Source organism: Aphanizomenon sp. CS-733/32 (assembly GCF_028330045.1).
Taxonomy (GTDB): Bacteria; Cyanobacteriota; Cyanobacteriia; order Cyanobacteriales; family Nostocaceae; genus Dolichospermum; species Dolichospermum gracile.
Window position 1 is genome coordinate 1 of sequence record NZ_JAQMSE010000233.1, and the last position, 10,238, is coordinate 10,238.

The window sequence follows — 10,238 nt, forward strand, 5'->3', positions numbered from 1 at the left end:
GTCATCTTTGACGGTGACATTGCTGAGAACTACATCCCCCGTATTGCTTACTTTGTAACTGTAGGTAACATTGCCAGCTAAGGTGGTCAGGGTTGCACCATCGGTGGCATCGCCCGCCGTTTTGATCACTTCAATTGAGGGGTTGAACTGTTGGTTGCCGAAGTTACCAACCGCATTCGTAGGATCTTCGCTACCTGCACCGGATACACCTTTGAATTGAGGTGTAGTTGTCGTGATGGTTAACGGACCCCAGTAATTACTACCAATCGAATTAGGTGTGCCATTCGGTGTGGTTGGGTAGGTTTGCGTCCACCCAGGTTGCAAATCCTCTAAAACGAAGAATTTGTCATTCCGCAAGAGCGGCTCGTTCGGCTGTGCCGCACTGGAAAACTCATAGTAACCCAGAGGATCATTAACACCATCTCCATTAACATCCTGACTTCCGTTGGAAGTCACCGCAGTGGAATAGAGGGTATCATTTTGATCATAAGTGTTGTTGTTATTGGTATCCTTATATAGATTAATCGTCCATCCGCCGAGTCCAAGTTCGCCAGTATCCCACTGAGAATTACCGTTGGTATCGTTCCACTTGTAACCGGAAATCAGCCCACGAAGTACGACACCAGGCTGTAGCTGGACCGCGTTGCTGGGCGTGATCCATGTGACGCTACCTGGGGGGGTTGGGCTTCCCTCAATCTTGGTCTGCAAGCTGCCACCAGTAAAACCTGCCGCCCCTTTACTCAAATTGTCTGGGTTTGCACTGGAACGAACCTCGTTCGGCAGTGCCAGCTTTTCCCCCCAATAGATCTCGGTCTTATCATTGTTACCTCCCGCCCCCGCATTCGCTGTGAAAGTCAGGTCAGCGAAACGATCCAGTCCACTGGCACTATTGCTGTATGTGACCGATAGCACATCTCCATTGGTTACATAGAAAGTTAGTCCGGCGGGCTGACTATAGAGCGGGTCAGAGAAGGTAAAAGTGCTGTCAGCAACAGGCGAAGCTCCCCCAAAGTTGTCTGGAAGGGGGGAAATGCTCTTGTCGTACGTGTCGATGAATACAAAGCCACCAGCGTCGGTATTCGCCTGGTAGGTATTCATGTTGATACGAATGCCGTAAGTGGTGCCAGTAGAGACACCTGACACTTCGACCGAGTACGGAACCACGTCACCTTCAAGGTACGTAGCCTGATTCGGATTTGCCTGACCATTCTTCCATGCTGCGGTTATCGTCTCCCACTGGTTCAGGGTAAGACCGAGTGCATCCATAAACATCGTCGTCGCTGCCTGACCATCCGGATCCGTCGCCGTCAAATTCAAGGTCGCATTCAACGCATCGGGAATACCGCTACCAGTGCCATTGTTATCCGTCGGCACGCGCCAGGCTACCAACACCTGTCCATCGGGTATGCCATCCGAGTCACCAGATCCCCCATCTGTAACAGAAAAGGGCTTATAAACATCTGCCTGTCCATCATCTCCTGGATCGTTGGGGTCATCTTCGATCGCAAATGTAATCGTTGAGCCTACAGCGAAGCCCCTCGCCGTAATCACAACGATATCACCAGGGCTGTAATTGGATTTATCCGTGCTGACTGTCCGGTTATTTGTCATGACTATTTGCTCTCAGTAAAATAGTTGAATTGAAGTGGATTTCCCACCTATAGGGCAAGGGCAGGGAAGACACTGATCGCATTTCCCGTGGTCTGTGCTAAAAACTGGCTGTCAATCAACTCCTCATAGGCAGCTAAATCTTGCTGCCAGTAAGCGATCGCCTGATTTAGATTCTCCAAACGTTTCTCCCCTGATTCACCACTCACCTCATGGTGGAAATTGCCGGCAAACAACACTGCGGGAACTTCTTCATCTAGCATTTTTAGCTTCACCTCATTAATACCCAATCGCAGTTGGCAGCTTTCTAAGGTGTAAATCAAGTTAATTCCCGCCTGCATCGGTGCAGTGCCGAAATTCTGCCAGCTACCTTGGGCAAGAATTGTTTCCGTAATATATTCATAAGCGGCATCTGGCTGACCTTCAAAGGTGACAAACCGCTGAGGATTGATGCCCACCGCTCGGTAATCCAGATTAGGCAAAACGGCAGCATAGCGGCGAGCAATGTCGGCAATCTGCATCTCTTCAAGGTGGTTGCTTATGCCTTGGGAAAAGCTCACCATTTCCGACTGCGCCGACATCCTGATGCCATTTTTGAAGATAATGTGAGTCCCTCGTGGGGATATGACCGGAGGACGTGCCAATTCCCAGTCTGTGGGAATTACGCCACTACCATTCAGGAAATCTGGAGTTAACAGGGTCGAACTGTGGTTTCTAATGGCTAAGACAATGGATATATCCTGAATATGTGCAGTTTCATGAAAGTTTTTTAGCATCAATCAATTACTCCTTTCTAAGGTATTGAAGTTAAGATAAATCGAAATTACTAGTAGACACCGCCGAAAATAACCGATCATTAAAAATTCCTAAAAAGCTGATTTAGTAGGCTATTGGAGTCTCTCCAAGTAGATCAAATACCGTTATTTAATCTGCCTTTTACATTTTTAATTGTTAATTCTAACGTCCTCTACTATTCCTAATAAATACCTGACTCATTCAGCTTTTATGTATTAGGTAAGGTTGATTTTTTGCAGCGTAAAGCTATTGCTCATAATTAATCACGACACTTTTCATAACCTTTGTGAAAAATACGAACATTATGATGCCAAGCAATTTTTATCCACAAATAAGCAAGTGGAAAATTATGAGAAACTCCTTACTCGTTAAAATCCATCGGTTCAACGGCATTATGTTTTGGTTGATAAGCCCGTTACTTTATGTATGTATATTACCCACACAAATATATTATCAATTGACAATCTCTTTTACCCTGAGATTTCAGAACAAACATAACATGGATATCTTTACTTAGCAATAACTATTCTCAAAATTTTCCAGCCAAATTGGCGATTTTCATCCGATAAAACCCTTACCGAAAAAAGAACCTGCTAGAGAATATACAAGCTACTTGATTATAAATAGAGGCAATATTTGATAATAATATGCAACAAAAGGTCTGTTTAATGTCTCTGGTGCTAGGTTTGATATCGTTTGATATTGGAGGAGGTTGGGTTCTTGTATTTCACTCAACCAAGAACCGCCATAAGCTAAAATTTGCTCACTGAGAACGTTGAATGTTACCTGATTTTACCCAACCTTCTTTATCGGTATCAGGAATGCGAATTTTTTGCCATTTTTTATCGGCGCTTTCTTCTAAAATAATTACTTTTTTATTACCACCAACTCCACCAATGGTGGAAGAATTTGCGTCTGGTTCAGACCGCATACTTAACCCATCTGCCCAAGTGACAGTTCCTTCGTAGGCATCTGGAGGTAGTGGTTTGGGTGATTCTGTGGGTGTGGGAGTAGCCGTAGGACTAGATGTGGGTTTGGGAGTAGTTGGTTTTTTAGGTGGAGATTTGGCAATGGCTTTGGGCTTTTTGGCTGAGAAAGAAGGATTATCGTTAGGATACATTGGTTTGGGAGGAGTTACGGCGGTACGGTTAACAAAATAGAGGGCAACTGTTAAGCCAGTACCTAATAAAACTGCGATCGCTAAAACAAAACCGAGTATAACTTTAAGTAAGTTGGTTAGCATATAGTAGGGAATTGGTAATGGGTGATTGGTTAGACGGGCAACCACGGGGGGATTGCCCCTACAATTGACGTTGAATGCGATCGCTTAAAGGACTATATTTAGATGCTAGACGCGCCCTACCGGCGGCTGCCCATGCTTGGAGTTTTTGGATCTGTTCTACAGCGGTTCGTGCTAAGGGGATAATTTGACTGGCAGCCTCTAAAATATCATCAGTGGTGAAATCACGGTTTTGACTAAAGCCAATGTGCATGGCTTCAATTAACGTTTGTTCAATTTCTGCACCGGAAAAATCGGGGGTTTCGTAGGCTAATCTTTCGATTTCATAGCTGTTCAAATTATGGGGACGCAATCGGGATAAATGCACATTGAAAATGGCTTTTCTTTCCTCTTGGCTGGGTAAACCGACAAAGAAAATTTCATCAAATCGCCCTTTTCTCAACATTTCTGGTGGTAAAGCCTGAATATCGTTAGCAGTAGCCACGACAAAGACAGGGGAAGTTTTTTCTGCTAACCAATTGATAAAAGTCCCAAATACTCGGCTGGTAGTTCCCGCATCACCTTTGCTACCCAAACCTGAAAAAGCCTTATCAATTTCATCAATCCAGAGTATACAGGGAGCGAGCGCTTCTGCGACTTGAATCATTTGCCGGGTGCGGGATTCTGACTCACCCACCAAACCGCCAAATAACCGCCCTACGTCTAATCGTAACAGAGGTAAGTGCCAATGATGAGCGATCGCTTTGGCTGTTAAAGATTTACCAGTTCCTTGGATTCCCACCAACATTAACCCTCGCGGATAAGGTAAACCATATTGTCGGGCTTTGTCGCTAAACGAACCCCCACGCCGAATTAACCAATCCTTCAAATTATCCAACCCACCAATATCAGTAATTTCCTCAGTGGCGGGGTAAAAATCGAGAATTTGGGTTTGGCGGATAGTTTGCCGCTTTTCTGCCAAAACTAAATCTACATCTTCCGGTTCTAATTGTCCATGAGTGGCGATTCCTCGCGCTAATACCCGGCGGATTCTTTCCATAGACAACCCCTGACAAGAACGCACCAAATCATCCAAAAACTTGCCCCCAGGAGGATTACCAGTGGCTTGTAACAACCGTTCCACCTCCATTTTGATTTCCAGGGCGTTAGGTAGGGGAAACTCAACCACCGTCAGCACTTCCGTCAAATCGTCAGGAATAGCAATGCGAGGGGATAATAAGACAATATTTTTCGGTTGGGATTTCAGGAGTCGGGCTAAATTACGGAGTTTACGAGAAATAGCCACATCATCCAAAAACCGATGATAATCCCGTAAAATCAGCACAGCTGGGGCAGTAGCAGTCAACTTTTCCACAAACTCCAAAGCCTGTAAGGGGTTACGTTTCCCAAACCCCACATCATTGGGACTACCCTGATAACCGTCCACAAAATCCCAAGTATACACCGGACGATTACCTTGATTTGCCGCCTCTTCCCGAATCGCCGCCTCTACCCGTTCCTCCTCATAAGTAGGAATATAAATCAACGGATAACGGGCGCGGAGTAACAATTTAAACTCATCACGAAAATTCATAAGAGTAATTATGCTTAAATTTTTAAATTTAGGATTTTAAAAAAATCTCTAACTTATAATACATGAAGTAGGTTGACGTTGAAAATTGTCGTTATGTCAAGGCAATAGACAATAGGCAAGTTTTCCAAAAATTCTCTTATGTCGAACTCAGGTTAGGTATGGCAAAGATAAGTAATTTTACATAATTTTTTACTTTAAAAATTAACTTATTCTCTATCTCCGTGTCAAATTTAAACTCTGTTGATCTAAAATATAAATTACGGTATAATTTTGATAAAACAGATTTTTATTTCTAAATCCACCATGAATAAAGTTACATTAGAGATTCCTGATCAATTAATGAATCAATTGCAAAATCAATCTGATTCTTTACAAAATATTTTGCTTAAAGCCTTAGAAGCATATTTAGCGGTAGAACCATCAAATTTAATCAAAACTAAAACTTGGGAACTCTGTGGAAGTTTAGAAATTCCTAATCCTGACCCTGAATTTATAATTAAAGATCAACAAGCAGAATTATCTACTAACTATGCAGAACATATTGATGATATTTTATATTAAACTCAACTATTTTAATATAAAATCATGAATCAAGAAATAATTGTTGATACCTCAGCTTTAATTGCTTTTTTTGTTAAATCTGAAACCAATCATCAACTAGCAAAACAATATACATACCATAATCTAAATCATCGCTGGATTATCTTAGAAACAGTATTTGATGAAACAGTCACTTGGATTAGAAGTAAAATCTCTAGTGATGCTTCTATTAAAATTGGTCAAGTTTTAAGAACTGAACATCGTTATATCAATATTTCTGATCAAGATGATCAACTTATCTGGGAGACCTTTTGTAAATATAATGATAAAGAATGGAGTTATACTGATTGTTCTATTTTAGTAATGGCAAATCGTTTAAGTGTCTTTGAAGTTTTTGCCTTTGATGAGCATATTCGTCAGATGGCAGGATTAGGTATTGTTTGTGTGCCATAAAAAATATTTCACAACACATAAATTAGATTTTTTGTCAATGGTTAATTTCTAAATCATATCAGATTATCCTGTACCCATCCTTTGAAAAATATAATATAAGTTATATTTTTTATATACAATAATAAATACAGTCAATATCTACCACTAATAAAAAAATCTATGCTTACCCAAGATAAAAAACAAATCAACTGGAAACCTATTATCAAAAAATTTGTCGCTGTAGTTGGTGAAAAAGGCGTAGTTCAACGCAAAGAAGAACTTCTCACCTATGAATGTGACGGTTTAACCAGCTATAAACAATGTCCCCCAGTCGCAGTATTACCCAGAACCACAGAACAAGTATCAGAAATTGTCAAAATTTGCAATCAATTCGCCGTTCCTTTTATTGCGAGAGGTTCAGGAACAGGTTTATCTGGTGGTGCTTTACCAACAGAAAATTCCGTTTTAATTGTCACTTCTTTAATGCGACAAATCCTCAGCATTGACTTAGAAAATCAACGTGCTGTCGTGCAACCGGGAGTAATTAATAGTTGGGTGACACAAGCAGTTAGCGGTGCTGGTTTTTATTTTGCACCTGACCCTTCTAGTCAAATTATTTGTTCCATTGGTGGCAATATTGCTGAAAATTCAGGAGGAGTCCATTGTTTAAAATATGGTGTGACAACAAATCATGTTTTAGGCTTAAAACTTGTGCTTCCAGATGGGGAAATAGTTGATGTTGGTGGACAAATTCCCGAAACACCAGGTTATGATTTAACAGGTGTATTTGTCGGTTCAGAAGGAACATTAGGAATTGCCACAGAAATCACTTTAAAAATTCTCAAAAGTGCCGAATCAATTTGTGTATTACTCGCAGACTTTACCAGCGTAGATGCCGCCGCTGCCACCGTTTCTGATATTATCAGCGCGGGGATTATTCCCGGTGGCATGGAAATGATGGATAATATTAGTATTAATGCTGTAGAAGATGTTGTTGCCACTAATTGTTATCCCCGTGATGCCACAGCGATTTTATTAGTAGAAATTGATGGTTTAGAAGTAGAAGTTTCTGCAAATAAACAGCGAGTTACAGAAATTTGTCGCCAAAATGGGGCGCGAAATGTCACCAGCGCTAGTGACCCAGAAACTAGATTAAAATTATGGAAAGGCAGAAAAGCAGCTTTCGCCGCAGCGGGACATATTAGCCCTGATTATTATGTACAAGATGGGGTAATTCCTCGGACTCAATTACCTTATGTCCTCCAAGAAATTGAGAGATTAAGCCATGAATATGGTTATCCTATTGCTAATGTTTTTCATGCTGGAGATGGGAATTTACACCCATTAATTTTATTTGATAACTCCATTCATGGAGAATTAGAAAAAGTCGAAGAATTGGGAGGAGAAATTCTCCGACTATGCGTAAGAGTAGGTGGGAGTATTTCCGGTGAACATGGTATTGGTGCTGATAAGAAATGCTATATGCCAGATATGTTTAGTGAAGCTGATTTAGAGAGTATGCAATGGGTAAGACAGGTATTTAATCCCCAAGGTTTAGCAAATCCCGGCAAGATTTTCCCCACACCGCGTACTTGTGGAGAAGCAGCGAAAGTCTCCATTCAACAATTCTCCGGTGTAGAAAGATTCTAAGTAGGGTGAGGGTTCACCGCCCAGAAGTCAGGAAAGGGAATGAGAAAGAAATCTCTCTATTTCTCCTCCCTCTGTGTCCTCTGTGCCTCTGTGGTTCGTTTTTTTCATTTATTGCTTAGAAGTACCTTAGTTAGGGCTTGCTGAAAATATCCTCAACGGGGGAGGAGAAGCAGTTTTGCCATCTTCAAAAAATCTTTAGAATTCTTCACATATCACTTAGAATTCTTAAAGGCACATAAATATTGTGTCTTTTCTACTGCTTTATCAAAAAACATTCATATCTTTATCTAATCCCCACAATAAAATTAGATTTTGTAGTTATATGGATATTAGCAATCTCGATTTAGTTAACAAATGAATTCTGTATTTCAGCAAGTTTTTGGATGTTTTTTATGTTTGGGATTTGTCATCAGTTTAACAATATTTCCCATTTTTGCAAATCCTGGTTATACTCAAAATTCAAATTCTTTACCTGTAACTACAGAAATTCGTGGTGTTTGGCTGACTAATGTTGCCAGTGGTGTCTTTTATATCCCATGGGGAATTGAAAGGGCAATACATCAATTAGCAGCACTCAATTTTAATACTATTTATCCCGTAGTTTGGAATCGAGGTTACACCTTTTATAAAAGTCCTTTAGCCAAAAAAATCATAGGTGCAGATAGTCAACCTTTGCTGAATTTTATTCATAATAAAAATGATTTTTTAGCCAAGGTAGTCAAATTGGCTAGAAGTAAAGATTTGACAATAATTCCTTGGTTTGAATATGGGTTAATGACTCCTCCAGATTCTGCGTTAGCTAAACTGCATCCAGACTGGTTAACTATTGGACAAAAGGGTGTAGAGTCCATATCTGAAAACTTACTAGAAGATATGATTAATGGGGTTTATAAACAAGCTTGGCTAAATCCTCTACATCCTCAAGTTCAGAACTTTATTCGCGGCTTAATTTTAGAAGTTGTCAAAAATTATAATGTAGATGGTATTCAAATTGATGATCATTTTGGAATGCCTGTACAGTTTGGTTATGATGCTTTTACGGTAAAACTTTATCAAAAAGAACATCGAGGGAAAAAACCACCAAGTAATCCTTTTGATTCAGAATGGATGCGCTGGAGGGCTAATAAAATTACTGCATTTATGGACAGTATTTCTAAATCTGTAAAAGCAATTAAACCCTATGCTAAAATATCTCTTTCTCCAAACTCACAATATTTTGCTTATAAATACTATTTACAAGATTGGGAAAATTGGGTAAAACAAGATCTAATAGATGAGTTGATTTTACAGGTATACAGAAGTGAAAAAACCTCTTTCATCACAGAAATGTCCAAACCATCAATAAAATCAGCTATGAAGAAAATTCCTGTAGCTATTGGTATCTCAACCGGAAATTTATTAAAGCCTGTAGAGATTGATCAAGTGAAGGAACAAATAAAAATAGTCCGCAATCAAAAACTTGCTGGTTTCTCTTTTTTCTATTGGGAAAGTTTATGGGGTTATATTGCTCCCGAATCACCTTATCAACGTCGTCGAGCTTTTCTCCAGATGTTTGATACTCAAGCTGTAAGACCATTAAAATTTAAGAAAGTATAATGCAATTATCACCTGTTAAATCTAATTCTAGAATTTTAATTTTTACATTGAAATGGGTTGTTGCTACTTTTCTGGGATTTTTATTGAGTTTATTAATGATTGAAATTAGTGAAGAACCAGATATGAGTGTTTTAGAAGCTGCTATCGGGAGTTTAACAATTTCTATCCCCCAAAGTTATCTGCTCAGACAATCTATTTCTCCTGGAAAATGGGTACTATCTACTCTTTTTACTTGGGTAATTATTGCTGCAATTGGTGTTGGTGTTTTGGGTTGGACTGTGACTACTTCTGCGTTTCTAGCCACGCGAATTTTTCTAGGCATTATTATTGGTGGTATTGGTGGTTTATTAATTGGTGTATGCCAATGGTTGTTAGCTATTCCCCCATCACTTCCTCTAGCATGGAAATGGGTATTTGTCAATATTATAAGTTGGATGATATCTATACCCATTGGTTCAACTGTTGGCTTATTTTTGCATAGAATTACTAATTTATTTTTAGGGGAAGTGGTGGGATTGGCTGTTACTTGGTTATTGGTGGCAACATTAACGGGAGCCTCTGCGGTGAGAATTATTAAAGATTTATCATAGGGCTTGCTGAAAAATTCATCAATGCGGGTATCTCCAGGGTAACTTCTAAGTTGATGTTCGGAGGCTAACCTAAGTCTCTGTACAGGACAAAAAATAGAGAAAAAGCTTGCAAAGGAAACAGAGAAAGGGTTTCATAGAAAGTTACCACACAATCAAAGAAACCCCTATGAACCAGATTAACTTATTACGAGACACACTAAAACCACATTTGGAA

General features: G+C 39.9%; 9 protein-coding genes. 5 read left to right on the forward strand and 4 right to left on the reverse strand.

The genetic code is table 11. The features are described 5' to 3' along the window. The 4 genes from PN471_RS19810 to PN471_RS19825 all read right to left on the reverse strand — a co-directional run. Window positions 1–1,611: DUF7507 domain-containing protein (locus PN471_RS19810; protein ID WP_271778299.1), on the reverse strand; the 1,611-nt coding region annotated here is incomplete at its 3' end. A 47-nt stretch (window positions 1,612–1,658) separates the two neighbouring features. Further along, window positions 1,659–2,384, reverse strand: coding sequence for a hypothetical protein (locus tag PN471_RS19815; RefSeq protein ID WP_271778300.1), 726 nt, complete (start codon window positions 2,382–2,384; stop codon window positions 1,659–1,661). A 782-nt stretch (window positions 2,385–3,166) separates the two neighbouring features. After that, the gene (locus PN471_RS19820; RefSeq protein WP_193891134.1) at window positions 3,167–3,646 is read right to left on the reverse strand and encodes an SH3 domain-containing protein; all 480 of its coding nucleotides are present in this window, start codon (window positions 3,644–3,646) and stop codon (window positions 3,167–3,169) included. A 58-nt stretch (window positions 3,647–3,704) separates the two neighbouring features. Next, window positions 3,705–5,216: an AAA family ATPase gene (locus PN471_RS19825; RefSeq protein ID WP_271778301.1), complete on the reverse strand. Its 1,512-nt coding sequence runs from the start codon at window positions 5,214–5,216 to the stop codon at window positions 3,705–3,707. Window positions 5,217–5,519: 303 nt separating this feature from the next. Here PN471_RS19825 and PN471_RS19830 point away from each other — a divergent pair, with 303 nt between their 5' ends. From PN471_RS19830 to PN471_RS19850, 5 genes are all read left to right on the forward strand, one after another. Further along, window positions 5,520–5,777, forward strand: a complete 258-nt coding sequence (locus PN471_RS19830; protein ID WP_168632206.1) for a hypothetical protein — start codon at window positions 5,520–5,522, stop codon at window positions 5,775–5,777. 24 nt (window positions 5,778–5,801) lie between these two features. Continuing rightward, complete coding sequence (locus PN471_RS19835; RefSeq protein WP_271778302.1) at window positions 5,802–6,209, forward strand: type II toxin-antitoxin system VapC family toxin; 408 nt, start codon at window positions 5,802–5,804, stop codon at window positions 6,207–6,209. Between the two features lie 159 nt (window positions 6,210–6,368). Beyond that, window positions 6,369–7,838, forward strand: a complete 1,470-nt coding sequence (gene glcD, locus PN471_RS19840; RefSeq protein ID WP_271778303.1) for a glycolate oxidase subunit GlcD — start codon at window positions 6,369–6,371, stop codon at window positions 7,836–7,838. Window positions 7,839–8,192: 354 nt separating this feature from the next. Beyond that, window positions 8,193–9,434 carry a glycoside hydrolase family 10 protein gene (locus tag PN471_RS19845; RefSeq protein ID WP_271778304.1) on the forward strand — a complete coding sequence of 414 codons (1,242 nt, stop codon included), beginning with the start codon at window positions 8,193–8,195 and terminating at the stop codon, window positions 9,432–9,434. After that, complete coding sequence (locus PN471_RS19850) at window positions 9,434–10,024, forward strand: hypothetical protein (protein WP_271778305.1); 591 nt, start codon at window positions 9,434–9,436, stop codon at window positions 10,022–10,024. The genes PN471_RS19845 and PN471_RS19850 overlap by 1 nt, the downstream gene beginning before the upstream one ends. Window positions 10,025–10,238: the final 214 nt, after the last annotated feature.

What these genes read in the sequence shown, in the direction of transcription:
- PN471_RS19825 (WP_271778301.1), bottom strand. Translation starts at nt 5,216, where the DNA reads ATGAATTTTCGTGATGAGTTTAAATTGTTACTCCGCGCCCGTTATCCG.
- PN471_RS19850 (WP_271778305.1), top strand. Translation starts at nt 9,434, where the DNA reads ATGCAATTATCACCTGTTAAATCTAATTCTAGAATTTTAATTTTTACA.
- PN471_RS19845 (WP_271778304.1), top strand. Translation starts at nt 8,193, where the DNA reads ATGAATTCTGTATTTCAGCAAGTTTTTGGATGTTTTTTATGTTTGGGA.
- PN471_RS19835 (WP_271778302.1), top strand. Translation starts at nt 5,802, where the DNA reads ATGAATCAAGAAATAATTGTTGATACCTCAGCTTTAATTGCTTTTTTT.
- PN471_RS19815 (WP_271778300.1), bottom strand. Translation starts at nt 2,384, where the DNA reads ATGCTAAAAAACTTTCATGAAACTGCACATATTCAGGATATATCCATT.
- PN471_RS19820 (WP_193891134.1), bottom strand. Translation starts at nt 3,646, where the DNA reads ATGCTAACCAACTTACTTAAAGTTATACTCGGTTTTGTTTTAGCGATC.
- glcD (WP_271778303.1), top strand. Translation starts at nt 6,369, where the DNA reads ATGCTTACCCAAGATAAAAAACAAATCAACTGGAAACCTATTATCAAA.
- PN471_RS19830 (WP_168632206.1), top strand. Translation starts at nt 5,520, where the DNA reads ATGAATAAAGTTACATTAGAGATTCCTGATCAATTAATGAATCAATTG.